This is a genomic window from Planococcus plakortidis (genome assembly GCF_001687605.2).
GTDB lineage: Bacteria > Bacillota > Bacilli > Bacillales_A > Planococcaceae > Planococcus > Planococcus plakortidis.
Window position 1 is genome coordinate 3,136,703 of sequence record NZ_CP016539.2, and the last position, 17,082, is coordinate 3,153,784.

Below are 17,082 nucleotides of genomic sequence, written 5' to 3' on the forward strand. Positions count from 1 at the left end.
GTCAGTACACCTCAATTTCCGTAGACATCATATGGTGACCGGTGCCACAGTATTCATTGCACAGAATCAAATACTTGCCCGGTTCTTCAAATGTGTAGGATTTGGTCGTGACCCGTCCCGGAACGACCATCATATTGACTTTCGTATTGTCGATCGTAAAGCTGTGCACCACGTCCGTGCTGGTGACTTTGAAAATGATTTCCTTGCCCGCTGGCACCCGCAAGTCAGGTGCGTTGTAGCCAAAAGCCAGTGCGACAATCGCCACTTGGTAAGTATCCTCGTCCAATTGCGTGACCCCTGGGTTATCGAATGGCGCTGTTTCGTTCACTTTCTCCGGGTCGATGGTGTCCATCCCTCCAGATGGCGTATGGTTTTGTGAAAACGCACTGACCCCGACGACGCTCAAAAAGACAATGAGCGAGACGATGCCGAAACTGAGCCAAATCTTCTCGTATTTATGGAAATGCATGATGAATCTCTCCTTTTTTTATCTCGCTACGTACATCAAATACACGGCAACCCACATGGCAACGATGACGATGCCGACGAAGAATACACTGACGAGTGTTCCCTTCAAATTCACGTCATGATCCGATTGCTTCTTATCCACTTTCTCCACCTCTTCACTCGTTTGCTATTTCCTTTAGCATAGGACCTAAATTTCGGTTTAGCTGTGACATAAATCACACCTGCGCATTTTTATTTTCGGTTGTTCATATTTTTGCCAAAAAAAGAAAGCCTGCGGATGAGCAGGCTTTTGGAAGTTGCTATTGGTTGGAATGAATGGCGGAGATAGCGGGGGTTAGGGTGTGGCATTGTTTCCTGTTCTATTGGAGCATCATGTTGTTAGTCGCCGCCGTGCTCTGGGTTGGCCTCTTGCAGTAAGCCATGAAAAGCACCTGTCTTACTGCTTCGGCTCACCCCTTTACGCTCGGCGGCTTGGAGATTTCGCTGATTCGAGTGTGTTTCATCAGATTTACTTCTATATGCAGTTGCAGGCTAGTGTGGGAATCGCTTCCTTAGATGAAACATCTGGGCCATAGGTGCTTGAGTAGAAATTTTGTTGATGAACATATATGATGCTTGCACGCTCTTTAATGAAAATGACTTAAGCTGAAAAGATGACACATTTCTAATTTTCTATTGAGTGGACAAAAGAAGTTATTTTCTCCTTTAAAACTAGAGACGAAGTGTAAGGGGCCGACTCCGGGAGGAATAGCGAGACAATTGAGACCCTGCAGGAGCGTAGCGACGAAGCGGCTCAATGCGAGCCCTCCGGAAAGCGTGCCCCTGCAACGCAGTCGAAAAGTGGAAGCTTTTCCTTTCACGGCTCTTTTGGTTTCAGTTGCATCCCCCTCTGTACCACACTTTTAAGGAGTAAAAGCTGATATTACCAGAGCATACAAAAAGCCTGCCGTTACGGCAGGCTTTGCAATCAGTCGATTTTACAAAGGTAAATCGGGCATTCTTCGCAATTGATGTCGAATTTCAGTTTGGGGATATTGTATAGAACGATCTTGCCGTCTTGCATGCCGACGGTTCCTTGTTTGCGCAAGTCGCTGAGCATCCGGTTGACCATTTCACGGCTCATGCCGCAGAAATTCGCCAGCTCCTGGTTCGTCAGCACGACATCGATCAATAAGCCGCCGTCCGCTTGGATGCCATAACTGTTGCCGAGGCGGATCAACGTCGAATACAAGGCTCCCTTTTTGCCATGGAGCATCAAATCCCGGAAACGCGTCTGCGTTTTCTGTTGGTCGATGCCCATCCATTTCATGAACGCCATCGCAAGCCCTGGGTCTTTTTCAAGCGATTGTTCCAGCTCTTCCACAGGGATTTTCAAGCAGACAGTGTTCGTCAAGGCCCGGGCATCCAGCAAATATGTGGCTCCTTCTGCGAATACCGTGATCTCGCCGACCATCTGCCCCGTGCCGCAAATCTTCAACGCAAGCTCGCGGCCATCCGGCGTGACTTTTCCGATTTGCACTTTCCCCGAACGGAGGATATAAAGGCCTTTTACCGCCTCCCCTTCGCGGAACAGATAATCGCCTTTCTGATATTCTTTTACTTGATGGCTGATCGTCAAGAGCTTTTCGAGCTCCGCCGCCAATTTATCGAAGCCTGCTTCCATAGGGTCATCCTCCCTTCCCTTGTTCATGCTTTTCTCAAGCGTACCATAGATTTCACAGGATTTGGATGCGTTTTCACAAATCCGCCAAGACGCACAGGGAATTTTCCGAAAAAAGAAGGAAGTCCCGGATGGCGTATCGAAAGGTAAGCAATATAGAAGGAGGAATGGACAATGACTTTGAAATATTCCCGAATTATGGTAGCAGTGGATGGTTCCAAAGAAGCGGAATGGGCTTTCAAGAAAGCCTCAGCTGCAGCTTCCCGGAATAATGCGGAGCTTTACTTGGTGCATGTCATCGATAACCGCTCATTCGGCTCCATTGAAGCGTACGACCGCACGATTGCAGAACGCGCATTGCAAAGCGGTGAAGAACTGCTTGCCCGTTATAAGGAAGAAGCCTCTTCACATGGTGCAACGAATGTCCATACGATGATCGAATACGGTTCGCCGAAAACGGTCATTCCGAAAAAATTGGCGAATGAATTGAAAGTGGATGTCATCGTTTGTGGCGCCACCGGTTTGAATGCAGCGGAACGCCTTATCATGGGCAGCGTTTCCGAACGCATCGTCCGTACAGCCAAATGCGACGTGCTCGTGGTCCGCAGAAACCAGGAAGACATCGACGCAGACGAATAACAAGCCCTACAATAAGAAAAGCCTTTCCCGATCAAAGCGGGAAAGGCTTTTCTTCGTCTTATTCCGTTTCGCGGGTTTGCTGGAATGCCAGCGTATCCCAGAACGATGTATCTTGCGTATCGATTGAGCCATCCGCAATTGCACGCACCGTCGATTCCAATGTCGTCACGGTTTGCTTGATCAAATAGCCATTGCTCTTCTGCCCAAGGACATACGGCTCGTATTCATGGTCAGACATGCCGCGCATTTCGAAGAGCAATGTCGAAATGCCGTATTCCACTGCAATGCCGTTGCGGCTGATGGTTTCAGCGTCGCCGCCGCGATATTTTCCGAGGTGGCCCCAGCCTGTCGAATCGACAGCATTAAAAACGACGGCCCCCAGTTTTTTCGATCCTTCAAGCACTTCAGGGTCGACGTTTGGGGTGGTTGGGTACAGGATCGATCCCGAAACCAACTCACCATCGCGCTCGCTGTTGGCTCCTTGATGATGCAGATCGATCATGTAATCGATGTCGTATTTGCTCATCACATTCGTGTGCAAGGCTTTTGTTTCCGGCTGGATTTTTGTGACGTGGTCACGGTTCAAGTCCACGCCGAGTGCATTATAGCGCGTCAAGTTCCGGTCACCCGATGCTACATAATCCTCCAGTGAGAAATCGACATCTCCCATGGCCCCATCTGCATTGAGCATCGGCACAACCAGGATATTGACGTTATCCGTGACACCTTTCATTTTGCCGGTGCCGAGGTGCTTGATGAATTCAAGTGCCCCTTCTGTCGTCAGCTGTTCATTCCCGTGCTGCTGGGTCAAGAACAGGATGGTCGGGTTTTCCGGATTGCTCATGTATTTTGCCACGTACAGGTCGCGTCCTTTGACGCTTTGCCCGATGACTTCAAGTTCCATGTTTTCTTGTTTGGCATCCTGCTTCTTCAAGAAATCGGCCATTTCCGAGTAAGTTGTCAAAATAGACGTGTTGATGGTCTCATTCCCGCCATATCCTGGCCCATTGCCGACCGCTTCCACTACTGACGAGTTCAACGGCACTGCACTCAATGCAAGAGCCCCCGCCAATGATAATGTTAATGCCCCTTTTTTCAATGATTTCATCGATCCATCACTCCTTATGGTATATTGCCATCCCACCCTTTCCGTTTTCTTTCCTCATTCTCCTCCCCGTTTCATGAAAACGCTTCCTTCGTAATGCGCAACCGAAAAGACCGGCTGACTCCTGCCCTATCTGAAATAAAAGAAAACATGAATTATTCTGCAAAAACATTACTTTATTCTCATAAAAGATTACATTTCCTGTTCTTATGTGTCGCTTATGACATTAAGTCCCGTCAATTGATAAGAAACTGTAATAATAAATAGGTTTATGCGGTGGTACAATGGGTCTGCCGGAATTTTTGACGGCTTTTTTTCATGACAAGATTCAGTTTCATTACTGTAGAAAAGAATTCTTATATAGAGAAACAATAATAATCAACGGAATGCGAAAGGAGCACAACACATTGAACACATGGTCAAAATGGTTCGTGGCAGCCTTGTCTGCTGTCCTGGCGCTATCGATTTTCCTGCCGACAGCAAATGCCGACAAATTGTCCGACCTGGAAAAGGAAAAACAACAGGTCGAGCAAAAGAAGAACAACTTGAATTCGGAAATCCAATCAAAGAATAACGCGATCGTCGAAAATCAGACGAAGCTTGAAAAAATCATGAACAAGATCCAGGAATTGAACGGCGAAATCGAAGAAACCCAAGGCAAGATCGACGGCGTTCAAGCACAGATTGACCAAACGAAAGTCGAAATCGATGAATTGAAAGAATCGATTGAAGAACTGGAACGCAAAATTGCAGAACGTGAAGAACTCTTGAAAGAACGGGCACGCGCCATTCAACTGAGCGGCGGTTCCGTTGACTATATTGATGTATTGCTTGGAGCGAACAGCTTTGTCGACTTTATCGACCGTGCTTCTGCCGTCAACACATTGATTGAGGCAGACCGTGAAATTATGCGCGAGCAAGCAGCGGATAAAAAGCTGCTGGCTGAACAAAAAGCGGAAGTGGAAGAAAAACTGGCGAAACAAGAAAGCCAAAAAGCGGAACTTGTTGAGTTGAAAGATTCATTGGATGTACAAAAGAAAGAGCAAGATGGGCTTCAAAAAGATCTGAAAGCCGAACAGAAACGACTGGCAAAAGAAAAAGCCGACCTTGAAGAAGAACACGCAAAAGCGATGAACATCAGTTCATCACTCCAAAAGAAAATCGGCAAAGAGCAAGCCCGCCTAGCGGAAATTGCCCGTAAAGCCGAAGCGGAACGCAAAGCGAAAGAAGCAGCAGCCCGCAAAGCGGCAGCTAAAAAAGCAGCACAATCCAACGCTTCTGCAGCGACCGTCACACAAGCGGCAGCGCCTAAATCAAGCTCTGGATTCATTCGCCCGGCAGCAGGCCGGCATACTTCCGGATTCGGCGGACGTGACATCGGTGCTGGAGCGGAAACGCATCTTGGTTATGATATTGCCAATAGCCCAGGAACGCCAATCCACGCAGCGGCAAGCGGCTATGTCTCATACGCTGGATCGATGGGCGGCTACGGCAACGTCATCATCATTACACATGTCATCAACGGCCAAAGTTACGCAACGACTTATGCACATTTGAATTCCATCAATGTTTCCGTCGGCCAAGCAGTCTCACAAGGACAGAAAATCGGCGGCATGGGCAACACTGGGCGTTCAACTGGCCCGCACTTGCACTTTGAGATCCACATCGGCAGCTGGAACGGCGCACGTTCGAACGCAGTCAACCCAGCAGCATATATCGGCGGCTAATAACTATCCGTCAAAGCAAAAAAGCAGTACCCGGGATGTTCGGGTACTGCTTTTTTAGTGTGTATTTTACTATTTCGACCCGTACAACTGCTCGAGCTCTTCTTCTTTCATCGTGAAACGATGCTGTTCTTTCGGGAACGCGCCGCTCTTCACTTCTTCCACGTACTGGGCGAGCCCTTGTTGCATCGTCTCGCCTGCTTCTGCGTAGGACTGGACGAATTTCGGCAAATGGTGCGAACCGTATTTGACGGTGTCGTGGTAGACGAGCACTTGGCCATCGGTTTCGCTGCCTGCGCCGATGCCGATGACCGGGATGTTAAGTTCTTTCGCGACTTGTGCCGCCAGTTGATGCGGGATGCATTCGAGCACGAGCATGCAGGCGCCTGCCGCTTCGCACGCTTTGGCGTCTTCGATCAATTGCTTGGCGGCGCTGGCGGTTTTGCCTTGCACTTTATAGCCGCCGAGCACAGCGGCTGATTGCGGCAATAAACCAAGATGGGCGACGACCGGGATGCCGCTGGCGACGAGCTTGCGTGTCACCTCGAGCACTTCCCCTGCACCTTCGAGTTTCAAGGCTTGCGCACTCGTTTCCTGGAAGATGCGCATGGCGTTTTCGAGCGTGCGGTCCCAGCTGCCGTGGAACGAGCCGAACGGCATATCGACGACGAGGAAGGTGTCCTGTGCCCCTCTTCTTGCCGCTTTTCCATGATGGATCATGTCTTCGACGGTCACCTTGACGGTTGAATCGTAGCCGAGCACGACCATGCCGAGCGAATCGCCGACAAGCAGCACATCCATCCCCGCCGCTTCCGCGATTTTGGCGGACGGGTAATCGTAGACCGTCAGCATCGCGATCTTGTCCCCTTGCTGTTTCATCTTGATCAATGAAGCTGTATTTTCCATCATTCTCTCCTTCCGGGAAGGAAACCTTTGAAAAAAGCCCGCCGCGAAAGGGCGGACGGGCAGAATTGGATTTTGTCGGTTTCTCCGTCCCTGTCGTTTTTCAGATCAAGGCAGATCTATTAAGTTGTTAAGCTTTCTTACAGGTGCAGTTCCGGATGGATACCGCCCTGTTTTCACTATAGCAGATGCATTCGCCCGCTGAAAGTCACTCATCCTTTTGCATCACTTGAAACGTGGCGTAGTCATTTTTGAATTCACCGGCCTTCACGAATCCCGCGCTCTCATACAAATGGATTGCGCGTTTATTGAACTGGGCGACAGTGAGGCGCAGGGCTTGGCCGGGATGGCTTTTGTTGATTTCATTGAGCAGAAAATCCAAAAACGCGGCACCTCTTCCCGCTCCGGTCTTTTCCGGTTTCATGCCGAGCCCGATATCGACCGGGCCTTCCGGATATACATTCGCTTCATGGCCCGCCGGCACTTGCGCCCCCTTGCCCGTGCAATAAAAACCGAACAACTCCCCGTGCTCCGTCACCACCCGATAGCTTCCGTCCATCAGTTCCCGCAAACTTTCCTCCGTCGCTTCCCCATTATAAAAGTCGTATGGGTATGGATAGCGCCAGGCTGAGATTTCCCGTGCATCCACCTCTGCCATCGCATGTTCCTCAAAATTCATCGTCCATCACCGCCTCGCCCAGGACGGCGGTTCTCCGGCTTTTTCAGCCAGTGCCTCAAGCCTTTTCCGGCATACGGTTCGTCATCGAAGCGCGGAATGACATGGAGATGGCTATGGCCGATCGACTGATTCGACGCTTCGCCGACATTCCAGCCGAGCGTATAGCCGCCCGGCGCGATTTGGTCGAGTAATTCTTTCGCGAGCCCCAGCAGCTCCTGCGTCTCCTGCCATTCGTTCGGTGTCAGCTCGAACGGCGACGAGCGATGCTGTTTCGGGACAATGACGCCTGACCCTTCGAGCACGCCTTGCGCCTTTCCGTGCTGCAGGAACCAGCAATTGGCCGTCTCAAAAACGATGCGCTGTTCCAAGTCATAAGCCGGATGGCAAAACGGGCATTCGGGCCGCAATTGTATAACAGCACCGCAATGCGAATGCGCTTTGAACTCGCATTTTGCGATATTGGACATGGCCGCTTCGAGCTCCTCAAAAACGGTATAAGCTTCGTCACCATCCCAGACGTTTTCGTATTCATTCCGGCAAGTTTCGCGGTCTGCTTCGGTCCGAAAAGCGATATCGCCGATCCATAACGTCCCTCCCGGCGCCAAGCGTTTCAGCAATTGCTTGAGGAAGCTCCATTTATCTGCATCCTCCAAATGATGAAGCGCATATGTACTGACGATGCAATCAAAAAACAGCCCGTCAAAAACAGGCGGCAAGCCGTCCGCCATGTCCCATTCCACCAGCTGCGCTTCCGGCATCTTCCTTTTGGCGCGCCCGATCATTTCAGGAGAAAAATCAATTCCGAAAATCCGGTGCCCTTTGTCGTATAAAGCAGATGCCAATGCACCGGTACCAAAGCCGATATCCAACACAGACGCCTGTGGCTTGTGGCCAATCGCTTCGAAAATCGCTGTCAGCACATCGCTGTAGCCGGCAAACGGATACGTTCCTTGGCGCTCGCTTTCGCGTACCGTGTCATCGTATTCCGCTGCCCATTCATTGAATCCTTGTTTCCCTAACATCCTGCCGCTTCCCTTCCGTCCTCAATTGTCCCTCTGCTGCATTTGCCATTCCGGCGCCAGCAGCGAAAAGATCAGTGCATCGTACGATTCGCCGCGCTGATACAAATAGCCGCGGAGCCGCCCTTCTTCTGTAAAGCCCAGTTTCTTCAACAACCGGTTCGATCCGGTATTCGCCGGATAAGTCGTGGCGCCTACGCGATACAAGCCCAGCTCGTCAAAACAATAGGCGAGCACCGCCGTCAGCGCTTCTTCCATCAGCCCCTGGCGCCAGTAATCCGGATGCAGCTCATAGCCGACTTCGGTTTTTTTCGAACGCAGCTGAAGCTGGTTCAAGCCGATCGTCCCGATCAATGCTTCTTCCCCGCGCAAGCGGATGCCCCAACGCATGCCGCGCATGAATTCGAACACGACGCGAAACGCACGGATCATCTCCAGTGCTTCTTCCTTTTTCAATAACCGGTCCATGCCGTAGTAATACGTCACGTCTTCGCGCTGCAGGAGCGCAAAATACCGGTCGGTGTCCTGCTCCGTAATTTCCGTCAACAGTAACCGCTCCGTCTCAAGTATGGGAAATTGCATGCCATCGCTCCTTTTGCACCCGGTAAACGAGTACGTATTGTCCATTGTGCAAAACCGGTTTCCCGCATTCCATGCCCAGTGCTTCGGCTACTTTCTGCGAAGCCCTGTTTTGCGGTTGAATAAGTGAAATGAGTGCGCTCTGACTGTGTTTCGTGAATCCTTGCCGGCACAGCAGCCTCGCCGCTTCACTGGCATAGCCGAAGCCCCAGAATTCCGGCGCGAGCCAGTAGCCGACCTCCAGCGCTGTCTGCCCACCCACCGTTTGCGGCACGAGCCCCGCATGGCCGATTCGCTTGCCGTCCGCCTTTCGCACCAGCAAAAACAAGCCATATTCAGGGTGTTCTCTATACATCCGGTAGATCCAATATAAAAATTCCAGCGCTTGCTGCCGGTTTTTCACCTTGCCATCCCCGATATGCCGCATGACTTCCGGCTGTTTCAATAAAGAATACAAAAATTCAAAATCTTCATCGCGGTAACGGCGCAACCACAAGCGCCCGCTCTCCAATTCCATGTCCGCTTGCCCCTTTCACCGTTTCACGTGAAACGTTTTCCGGAAATCTTTCATTACCGGCGGTTGCTGTCGAACTTTTCGATGGTTTGATAGTCTTTTGACTTCCGGAGCTCAAGATTATTCTGTATGGCAAATTGCAACAAGTCGCCGAACAGGCCGTTCCCGAATAAAGCGAACCGCAAATCGATGCCTTTTTTCACACGCACCACCGCCACTTTCGACGACCAATTGCTGCGCTTGAACTCAATGCGCTTGATTTCCTCTGCGTAGACCGTTTTATAGTAAAGCGGCAAGCCCCATAATTCGACACGGTAACTGATATTGCCGTTCCGGACCTTGACGCGCGCTTCGATAAATAAGGCCAATACGATCAATGCCGACACGAATAGCTGAAAATACAGCGCAAACCCGTTCGGAAATGAACCCAGGAGCAGCGGCGGCAAATTGACAGCGAGCAACATGATGGCGAGCAGCCAGCGCTGCACTTTTCCTTGATGAACCATTCCGCCCTCCTCCTTATCTCATTCTATCGATTACTTGCTTTTATTTAATTTATAAAATCGGCCAGCAAGCGAATATCTTCCAATATGAATCCGAAAAAATCCGGGAAAAAAGTGAATATGCACGTAACGACAATGACTGTGCTTGTGAGGAAATGCAGAAAACTGTATTTATAGTCATTCGGGTTGTCGGCATGGGTTCTTTCCATATATACCGTGTAAGCGCCTTGAAGTCCGCTGATGGCAAGCAGCGCAATTAAAGGAAGAAATGACTGGGTTTCCCGAAAGATAAAGAGTGCCCCGATGGAAATGGCTGCCCCGCTCCAACGGAAATAAGCATCCACCTTTTCATGACGATCGTTGACGAAATTCGACGAACCGGAAAAGAGCTTCTTTCGCTCGACCCTCAGAATTTTGCGCAGGATCCAGTTTACGCCCATGATCGCCAAAGCCGTCACCGCAATAAACCCGATCAGTGGCCATATCCAGTCGTACTGTGTTTCGTAATACCCGACTCCCCCTGTTTCCCCGACTCCGCCCATAGGATCGCCCTCAACTTTCTGCTTAACGCCAAATTATGCTTATGCTGCTAGCTTTATCGTATCACGAGATTTTGGGAAATTATAGAATACTTTAAATTTTTCCGATAGCCGGCCACTTATTCGTCGTCTCTTCGCCTTTTGTCCTCCTGTTTCCTGCCGAGTTCGCTTCTTTGACAAAACAAAGGGCAAAGGCTATCGTAATTAAGTCAAATCCGACTAAGTTTATATGGTTTTTAAAAATAGATTGACAATAAAGGAGGCGCTTATGAAAACTCTTTGGAAAACCTATGCACGTGTATCGCTTATCTTGAAAATCACTGTGGCGCTCATCCTCGGCGTCATTGCCGGCTTGATCTTCGGCCCGGATGCGGCCGCTTTGGCACCACTTGGGGATCTGCTCCTGCGGCTTTTGACCTTCCTCATCGTGCCGCTCATCTTCTTCACATTGATTGTCGGGATCAATCAATCGAAAATCGGCGACCTCGGCCGTATGGGCGGGAAAGTCTTCCTGTTCTACACGTTCAGTTCGGCATTCGCCATCATGGTCGGCTTGACGGTCGCAAGCATTTTCCAGCCGGGTTCGGGCATGCAGCTCGACGGTTCGGAAACCTTTGACGTGCCGGATAACCCCGGCTTCACGAGTGTGCTGCTGAACATTGTGCCATCCAACATCATCGCAGCATTCAGTGAAATGAACCTGCTCGGGATTATCTTTACGGCATTTGCGTTCGGTATCGCCATTTCCTATATGAGGAGTTCCTCGGAATTCGGCGAACTCGGCAATCACTTGATGAAAACGATCAATGCGTTAAATGAAGCGACATTGATCGTCTTAAAAGCCATCCTCCAGTATGTACCGATCGGTATTTTCGCCATCATGGCGGAAACAGTCGGTTCGCAAGGCGTGGACACGCTCGTATCGCTTGGCGGCATGGTCGCCGTCCTGTATATCGCCATTGCGGTGCAAATCGCGATTTACACTGCAGCGATGCTCTTGTTTAAAGTCAATCCGCTGCATTTCTTCAAGCACGCGCGGACACCGATGCTGACGGCTTTCGTCACGCAAAGCAGCTCCGGCACCTTGCCGTTGACGCTCAATGCCGCACGCGGGCTTGGCATCCCGAAAAGCCTATACGGCTTCAGCCTGCCGCTCGGCGCAACCATCAATATGGATGGCGCGGCCATCCGTATCGCGGTTTCCGCCATATTTGCTGCCAACATCATCGGGGATCCACTGAGCCTTTCCGAGATGTTCATGGTCGTCTTGATCGGGACGCTGGCCACTGTCGGTACCGCCGGCATCCCAGGCGCTGGCATCGTCATGATCGCCACCGTCTTCGTCCAGCTCGGGTTGCCGATGGAAGCGGTCGCCCTCCTTACCGCCATCGATGCCCTGGTCGGCATGGGCGCCACGATGCTCAATGTGACGGGCGATTTGGCAGGCTCGAAACTGATCGACCAAAGCGAAAAAAGGCGCAGCGCCGCCAAGGCTTGACATGGGTCATTGCGGACAAAGCACGGCGCGTTGTGATACAGTGGGAGTATCTCGCATCCCACTGAAAAAGGAGACTTGCTGTTATGTATATCGTGACTAACCGCATCAAAATGAAACCGGGATTCGCCGAAAAAATGGCACCCAACTTCACACGTCCGGGCGCATTGCAGGAAATGGAAGGCTTCCACAAAGTGGAAGTGACCATTACGCAAAACCTGGAAGAATACGATGAATTGAATGTCAATATGTACTGGGAAACATTGGAGAACTTCGAAGCATGGAAAACGAGCGATGCGTTCAAACAGTCGCATAAGCGCCCTGAACCGTCAGAAGGCGAAGAGAAAAAAGAATCGCCAATGCTCGGCAGCGAACTCGTCATCACGAAAATCGCTTCGGTCATCGAAGCGGCTAAATAATGGAAACAGGCAGCACAAGCTGCCTGTTTCTTTTTGCCTTCTTCCCCCTTTTATGCAGGACTTTTGATATACTTTATGTATTCGTGAAAATTGCCTATTTTGGAAGGGATCCATATGAAATCATTATCGCTTAGAAACTATTGGGGCCTGATATTCGCCATCTTCATCCTGCTTTTTGCCGCCGTCCTCAGCATGCTCGTCTCCGAAGTGAGCACGAACCGGCTGGAGGAAGAACGCGGCAATGCTTTATCGAGCGCGGCGTTCCAGATGAAAGACCGTTTGGATCAATACATGTGGGGCCGCTATAGTGAAATCAAGACCTTCGGGGAAATCGAAGAACTCGCACTCGATACACCCATTGAGGAAAAGCGCGCTAAAATTGAAATGCTGCAAGACCAAGTACCGGCTTTTTCATGGATCGGCATTACCGATTCAGCCGGGACGGTGACCGCTTCCACGAATGAACTGCTGGAAGGAATGGACTTGTCCGAGCGGCCGGTTTATTCCATGGCACGCAAAACCGATTATGTCGGGGATGTCCATGAAGCGCTGCTGTTGGCAGACCTATTGCCGAGCCCAGGTGGCCATGAGCTCGAATTCGTGGACATCAGCGTGCCGGTCTTCTATTCCGATGGCTCGTTCGGCGGCGTGGTGGCCGCCCATTTGAGTTGGGACTGGGCACAAGAAGTGATGGAATTCGTCCTGCGCCCGCTGAACCGCAGCGAAAATGAACTGGAGGTTTTCGTGTTAAGCCCGGGAGACCACCGCGTCATTCTCGGCCCTGAAGAATTTCTTGGCCAGCCGCTTCCTGTCGATTCCTATACCCTGTCCCAGGGAAAAAGGGCAGGATGGGCGCTGGAGCAATGGCCCGACGGCAATTCCTATTTGACGGGATTTACCGGCGGCCGCACCAATTGGCAGTATCCGGGACTTGAGTGGACCGTACTGGTTCGCCAGCCGGAAGAAACCGCCTTCGCCGCTGCACGCGACTTGAGCCGCATCATCATGACGAGCGGCTTGGCAAGCGCCGTTCTGTTCGCCTTCGCCGGCTGGCTGGTGGCGGGCCGCATCAGCCGCCCGCTCAATGAAATATCCAGAAAAGCGAAAGCCTTCCGCAAAGGGGAGCACTTGGCCTTGCCGAAAAATACCGGTGTCCGTGAAATCGAAGACTTATCCAACTCGCTCGAGAGCCTGGTCAGAACACTCGGCACGACGGAATCCGATTTGGAGCGCATGCAGGATTTGGCACAGCGTGATCCGCTGACCGGTTTGCCGAACCGCATCGCCCTCGAAGAAGCCGCCGATCGCATGATGAAGCAAGCGCGCACTGCCGGAGGAAAATTAGCTTTTTTCTATTTGGATCTGGACGGCTTCAAGAAAGCCAACGATACGCTAGGGCATTTAGCAGGCGACCATGTGCTGCAGAAAGTCGCCGGACGATTGAAGGCGGAACTGCCTGAAGGTGCGTTCATTTCCCGGATTGGCGGAGATGAATTCGTCCTGTTGTTCCCTTGTGACGGCATGGGCCAAATGCCGACAAGGCAATTGGCCCAACGGTTGATCGACCAGCTGAGCAAGCCGATTACCGTAGAAGCGGGACGCGTGCAGCTTGGATGCAGCATCGGCATCGCCATTTACCCGGACAACGCGGAACATCTTTATACCTTATTGTCATACGCCGACGCGGCGCTCTATGTGTCCAAGGAAAATGGCAAAAGCCGGACGACATTCTACGGGGATATCGCCTCTGAATGAACGAGCCAAAATGCCTGTTTGCTTCATTGAAATCAGTGAAAATCTAAAAGCGCTGCCTCGTGAGGCGGCGCTTTTTCAGGTGCCCTATATTGGACGATATGCCGGGGGTCTGCTACGGTTAATAGTGGGAAAATCGAAGATATATTACATATAGTTCCGCTACCAAGCGTTCAAAGGAGTCTTACATTTGAGTCATAACAAACCTAAATTATGGACACGTGACTTCATCGGCGTTTCCATCGTCCATTTTCTGCTATTGCTTGTTTTCTATTTATTGATTGTCACCATCGCCTTATACGCCGTCGAAGAATACGGCGCTTCGACAAGCGAAGCGGGCCTTGTCACCGGGATCTTCATCTTGGGTGCGCTCGCAGGACGCTTGGTCATCGGGCGCACACTTGACATGATTGGCCGAAAACGCGCATTGGTGCTCGGTTCCGCCTTGTTCGTCGGGATGACGGCACTTTATTTCCTGCAGCTCGGCTTGCCTTTCTTGATGCTCAACCGCTTCTTGCATGGGGTGACGCTCGGCGTCGCTAGCACTGCTGCCGGAACGATCGCCGCCCAGGTCATTCCCCACACGCGCAAAGGCGAAGGCATCGGTTATTTCAGCATGAGCGCCACGCTCGGCGCGGCATTCGGCCCCTTCATCGGTTTGCTGATGAGCCAATGGACCGGCTACAATATGATTTTCGCTGCCTGTGTAGCAATCGCTGTGGCGGCACTGGCACTGAGCACCTTTGTCGAAGTGCCGGCATTGGAAAAACCACCGGTCTCCAACGCGAAATCCGGCTTCCAGCTTTCCAATTATTTAGAAGCGAATGCCGTTCCGATTGCCATCGTCATGTTTCTGGTGGCACTCAGCTATTCGAGCGTGCTGTCATTCATCAATTTTTACGCCAATGATAAAGGGCTTGTGGAAGCAGCCAGTTTCTTCTTCCTCGTCTATGCCGTCGTCATCCTGCTGACTCGGCCTTTCACCGGCCGCATCATGGATCTGTATGGCGCCAATTACATCATGTATCCCGCTCTCGTGGCGCTTGCAAGCGGCCTGTTGTTGCTGAGCGTCGCCGATTCCGGCCTGGGGCTATTGGGTGCGGGGGCTTTGATCGGTCTCGGATTCGGCAATATGCAATCGACGACACAAGCGGTCGCGATCAAGCTGACCCCTCCCCACCGGATGGGGCTTGCGACATCGACGTTCTTTGTCGCGATGGACGGCGGGCTCGGCATGGGGCCGTATGTTCTAGGCTTCATCATTCCCTTTACCGGCTATAGCGCGCTTTACGGATTATTGGGAATGGTCGTCTTTGCCATGATTGTGCCGTATTATTTCCTTCATGGAAGAAAAGAGCGTAACCCCGCTTCGGCACATTGAACGAAGGCACATAAAAGAACGGCCGGCAGTTTTCTGCCGGCCGTTCTTTATTTTCCTTATTCTTCCTCTTCCGCTGCGTCCGCTTCCGCTTTCGTTTGATGCACTGTGCTGTGCGGATGTTCAGGCGGCGCATAGATGGAGTAGATCTTCAACGGCTGATCGCCTGTATTCGTTACATTATGCCATTTGCCTGCTGGGATGAGGATGGCGTAATCGTCTTCCGCTTTTTCTTCAAAGCTTAAATTGTCTTCGCTATCGCCCATCTGCACAAGGCCTTGCCCTTCTTCGATGCGAAGGAATTGGTCGCCGTGCTCATGGACTTCCAGGCCAATGTCATCGCCTGCTGCGATGCTCATCAGCGTCACCTGCAAGTTTTTACCGGTCCACAGGGCGGTCCGGAACGTATCGTTTTGTTTTGTCGCCTCTTCGATATTGACGACAAATGATTCAGCACCGTAATCTTTCAATTCCATGTTCTATTCCTCCTCCGATTTGTTGTTCTATCCTAGTCCTCTTCTACCCTTCAAGGAACGGACATAAACAAACCGGTCAGCGCATCGCTTGTTGTTTCAGCGCCTGGTTGCGGGAGTTGAATACATCATTATGGGAAGACACCATGGCAATATTGGCAGCGTCCGGCTCGATGAATTTCTTCGCTTTATTGACGGCATTGGCGGCGTCGGTGAACGTGCCGGCGATCAGATTGAGCTTGCCCTCATGTTGGAGGATATCCCCTGCCGCAAACACTCCCGGTACGGAAGTTTCGCTTGCCGGCGTCCCTTTCAAATAGAAATCGTCTTTGGTCTCCAGAGCAAGCGGGCTGTTTTCGAGTAAACTCGCATCGCGCTCATAGCCATGGTTGATGACGAGCTGGTCGACCGGCAGCATGCGCCGCTCGCCCGTCACTTGGTTCATCACTTCCACGAGTTCCACACGGTCGCCGGCGTCCGATGCCACGAGCCGCGTGATGGCGGAATCCAGTAAGCATTCGGCTCGGCTTTCGAGCAATTGGCGCACTTGCGCTTCGTGTCCGGCCATTTCGGATTTACGGTGGACGACATAGACTTTCTCGGCAATCGACTCGAGTTCATTCGCCCAGTCGACGGCTGAATTGCCGCCTCCGGAAATGAGCACGGTGCTGCCGCGGAAGCGTTCGAGTGTTTTCACGGTATAATTGAGGTTTGCCACTTCAAAACGTTCGGCGCCTTCGATCTGCAGCTTTTGCGGTTTCAGGATGCCTCCGCCGACTGCAACGATGACCGATTTCGAGTAATGGATTTCACCTGATGCACCTGTCAAAACGAACAAGCCATCTTCGTTCTTATCCATGCTTTCCACTTTCTCATCCAGGCATACCGTCGGATCAAACGTGAGCCCTTGTTCGACCAATTGTGTGATCAGCTGTTCGCAGCGGATTGGCGTCTGTCCCCCGACGTCCCAGATCATCTTTTCCGGATAGACATGCAACTTGCCGCCAAGGCGCGGCTGGAACTCGATGATTTTCGTTTTCATGCCCCGAAGCCCGCTGTAGAAAGCTGAATACAAGCCGGCTGGGCCTCCCCCGATGATGGTTACATCAAAGATGTCGTGATTGGCCATTTTTCCATCCCCGTTCTATAGTAAATTCCGATTGACAACGATTCTCAATAACTTTATAGTATACATTGTAATGAAACTGAGAATCATTATCAACATATATCCCA

19 protein-coding genes and 1 pseudogene are annotated in these 17,082 nt (G+C 51.3%); 6 read left to right on the plus strand and 14 right to left on the minus strand.

The window, feature by feature from the left end; genetic code table 11:
* Position 1 precedes the first annotated feature (1 nt).
* From BBI15_RS15600 to BBI15_RS15610, 3 genes are all read right to left on the minus strand, one after another.
* A complete protein-coding gene (locus BBI15_RS15600) occupies positions 2-469 on the minus strand; it encodes a cytochrome c oxidase subunit II (protein ID WP_068870974.1) in 468 nt (155 codons plus the stop codon).
* Positions 470-487: 18 nt separating this feature from the next.
* Entirely contained in the window at positions 488-610 is a 123-nt protein-coding gene (locus tag BBI15_RS15605) for a cytochrome C oxidase subunit II (protein ID WP_068870976.1), read from the minus strand.
* Positions 611-1,435: 825 nt separating this feature from the next.
* A complete protein-coding gene (locus BBI15_RS15610; RefSeq protein WP_068870978.1) occupies positions 1,436-2,131 on the minus strand; it encodes a Crp/Fnr family transcriptional regulator in 696 nt (231 codons plus the stop codon).
* A 171-nt stretch (positions 2,132-2,302) separates the two neighbouring features.
* Here BBI15_RS15610 and BBI15_RS15615 point away from each other — a divergent pair, with 171 nt between their 5' ends.
* A complete protein-coding gene (locus BBI15_RS15615; RefSeq protein WP_068870980.1) occupies positions 2,303-2,767 on the plus strand; it encodes a universal stress protein in 465 nt (154 codons plus the stop codon).
* A gap of 58 nt (positions 2,768-2,825) precedes the next feature.
* Here the strand turns inward: BBI15_RS15615 and BBI15_RS15620 are convergent, their stop codons facing one another.
* Entirely contained in the window at positions 2,826-3,875 is a 1,050-nt protein-coding gene (locus BBI15_RS15620) for a M14 family zinc carboxypeptidase (protein WP_405313384.1), read from the minus strand.
* 404 nt (positions 3,876-4,279) lie between these two features.
* Between BBI15_RS15620 and BBI15_RS15625 the strand changes: the two genes are divergently transcribed.
* On the plus strand, positions 4,280-5,599 hold the full coding sequence (locus BBI15_RS15625; protein ID WP_084632977.1) for a murein hydrolase activator EnvC family protein: 1,320 nt from the start codon (positions 4,280-4,282) through the stop codon (positions 5,597-5,599).
* A gap of 69 nt (positions 5,600-5,668) precedes the next feature.
* Here the strand turns inward: BBI15_RS15625 and panB are convergent, their stop codons facing one another.
* The 8 genes and pseudogenes from panB to BBI15_RS15660 all read right to left on the minus strand — a co-directional run bounded on the left by panB (position 5,669) and on the right by BBI15_RS15660 (position 10,335).
* On the minus strand, positions 5,669-6,502 hold the full coding sequence (gene panB / locus BBI15_RS15630; RefSeq protein ID WP_068870983.1) for a 3-methyl-2-oxobutanoate hydroxymethyltransferase: 834 nt from the start codon (positions 6,500-6,502) through the stop codon (positions 5,669-5,671).
* A gap of 205 nt (positions 6,503-6,707) precedes the next feature.
* On the minus strand, positions 6,708-7,178 hold the full coding sequence (locus BBI15_RS15635; RefSeq protein WP_068870985.1) for a GNAT family N-acetyltransferase: 471 nt from the start codon (positions 7,176-7,178) through the stop codon (positions 6,708-6,710).
* Complete coding sequence (locus BBI15_RS16725) at positions 7,175-7,591, minus strand: HIT family protein (protein ID WP_068872633.1); 417 nt, start codon at positions 7,589-7,591, stop codon at positions 7,175-7,177. The genes BBI15_RS15635 and BBI15_RS16725 overlap by 4 nt, the downstream gene beginning before the upstream one ends.
* Before the next feature lie 78 nt (positions 7,592-7,669).
* Positions 7,670-8,200 (minus strand): annotated as a pseudogene (locus BBI15_RS16335) (class I SAM-dependent methyltransferase); the annotation flags it as partial.
* Positions 8,201-8,221: 21 nt separating this feature from the next.
* Entirely contained in the window at positions 8,222-8,779 is a 558-nt protein-coding gene (locus BBI15_RS15645; protein WP_068870987.1) for a GNAT family N-acetyltransferase, read from the minus strand.
* Positions 8,760-9,293, minus strand: a complete 534-nt coding sequence (locus BBI15_RS15650; RefSeq protein WP_068870990.1) for a GNAT family N-acetyltransferase — start codon at positions 9,291-9,293, stop codon at positions 8,760-8,762. The genes BBI15_RS15645 and BBI15_RS15650 overlap by 20 nt, the downstream gene beginning before the upstream one ends.
* A gap of 53 nt (positions 9,294-9,346) precedes the next feature.
* A complete protein-coding gene (locus BBI15_RS15655; RefSeq protein WP_068870992.1) occupies positions 9,347-9,796 on the minus strand; it encodes a hypothetical protein in 450 nt (149 codons plus the stop codon).
* A gap of 44 nt (positions 9,797-9,840) precedes the next feature.
* Positions 9,841-10,335 (minus strand): DUF4181 domain-containing protein, encoded by a 495-nt coding sequence (locus BBI15_RS15660; RefSeq protein WP_068870994.1) that lies wholly within the window; start codon positions 10,333-10,335, stop codon positions 9,841-9,843.
* A 265-nt stretch (positions 10,336-10,600) separates the two neighbouring features.
* On the opposite strand from BBI15_RS15660, the gene BBI15_RS15665 reads away from it, so the two are divergent.
* From BBI15_RS15665 to BBI15_RS15680, 4 genes are all read left to right on the plus strand, one after another.
* A complete protein-coding gene (locus BBI15_RS15665; protein WP_068870996.1) occupies positions 10,601-11,830 on the plus strand; it encodes a dicarboxylate/amino acid:cation symporter in 1,230 nt (409 codons plus the stop codon).
* Positions 11,831-11,913: 83 nt separating this feature from the next.
* Positions 11,914-12,246 (plus strand): heme oxygenase, encoded by a 333-nt coding sequence (locus BBI15_RS15670; RefSeq protein ID WP_068870998.1) that lies wholly within the window; start codon positions 11,914-11,916, stop codon positions 12,244-12,246.
* Between the two features lie 114 nt (positions 12,247-12,360).
* The gene (locus BBI15_RS15675) at positions 12,361-14,001 is read left to right on the plus strand and encodes a diguanylate cyclase domain-containing protein (RefSeq protein WP_068871001.1); all 1,641 of its coding nucleotides are present in this window, start codon (positions 12,361-12,363) and stop codon (positions 13,999-14,001) included.
* Between the two features lie 187 nt (positions 14,002-14,188).
* Positions 14,189-15,379, plus strand: coding sequence for an MFS transporter (locus tag BBI15_RS15680; protein ID WP_068871003.1), 1,191 nt, complete (start codon positions 14,189-14,191; stop codon positions 15,377-15,379).
* A gap of 56 nt (positions 15,380-15,435) precedes the next feature.
* Here BBI15_RS15680 and BBI15_RS15685 read toward each other — a convergent pair whose 3' ends face one another.
* On the minus strand, positions 15,436-15,852 hold the full coding sequence (locus BBI15_RS15685; RefSeq protein WP_068871005.1) for a cupin domain-containing protein: 417 nt from the start codon (positions 15,850-15,852) through the stop codon (positions 15,436-15,438).
* A 76-nt stretch (positions 15,853-15,928) separates the two neighbouring features.
* Positions 15,929-16,978 (minus strand): NAD(P)/FAD-dependent oxidoreductase, encoded by a 1,050-nt coding sequence (locus BBI15_RS15690; RefSeq protein ID WP_068871007.1) that lies wholly within the window; start codon positions 16,976-16,978, stop codon positions 15,929-15,931.
* Positions 16,979-17,082 lie beyond the last annotated feature (104 nt).

Bases quoted from the DNA above. Each gene is read 5' to 3' on its own strand.
- BBI15_RS15600 (WP_068870974.1), bottom strand. From the start codon at position 469: ATGCATTTCCATAAATACGAGAAGATTTGGCTCAGTTTCGGCATCGTC.
- BBI15_RS15610 (WP_068870978.1), bottom strand. From the start codon at position 2,131: ATGGAAGCAGGCTTCGATAAATTGGCGGCGGAGCTCGAAAAGCTCTTG.
- BBI15_RS15615 (WP_068870980.1), top strand. From the start codon at position 2,303: ATGACTTTGAAATATTCCCGAATTATGGTAGCAGTGGATGGTTCCAAA.
- BBI15_RS15620 (WP_405313384.1), bottom strand. From the start codon at position 3,875: ATGAAATCATTGAAAAAAGGGGCATTAACATTATCATTGGCGGGGGCT.
- panB (WP_068870983.1), bottom strand. From the start codon at position 6,502: ATGGAAAATACAGCTTCATTGATCAAGATGAAACAGCAAGGGGACAAG.
- BBI15_RS15635 (WP_068870985.1), bottom strand. From the start codon at position 7,178: ATGAATTTTGAGGAACATGCGATGGCAGAGGTGGATGCACGGGAAATC.
- BBI15_RS15645 (WP_068870987.1), bottom strand. From the start codon at position 8,779: ATGCAATTTCCCATACTTGAGACGGAGCGGTTACTGTTGACGGAAATT.
- BBI15_RS15650 (WP_068870990.1), bottom strand. From the start codon at position 9,293: ATGGAATTGGAGAGCGGGCGCTTGTGGTTGCGCCGTTACCGCGATGAA.
- BBI15_RS15655 (WP_068870992.1), bottom strand. From the start codon at position 9,796: ATGGTTCATCAAGGAAAAGTGCAGCGCTGGCTGCTCGCCATCATGTTG.
- BBI15_RS15660 (WP_068870994.1), bottom strand. From the start codon at position 10,335: ATGGGCGGAGTCGGGGAAACAGGGGGAGTCGGGTATTACGAAACACAG.
- BBI15_RS15665 (WP_068870996.1), top strand. From the start codon at position 10,601: ATGAAAACTCTTTGGAAAACCTATGCACGTGTATCGCTTATCTTGAAA.
- BBI15_RS15670 (WP_068870998.1), top strand. From the start codon at position 11,914: ATGTATATCGTGACTAACCGCATCAAAATGAAACCGGGATTCGCCGAA.
- BBI15_RS15675 (WP_068871001.1), top strand. From the start codon at position 12,361: ATGAAATCATTATCGCTTAGAAACTATTGGGGCCTGATATTCGCCATC.
- BBI15_RS15685 (WP_068871005.1), bottom strand. From the start codon at position 15,852: ATGGAATTGAAAGATTACGGTGCTGAATCATTTGTCGTCAATATCGAA.
- BBI15_RS15690 (WP_068871007.1), bottom strand. From the start codon at position 16,978: ATGGCCAATCACGACATCTTTGATGTAACCATCATCGGGGGAGGCCCA.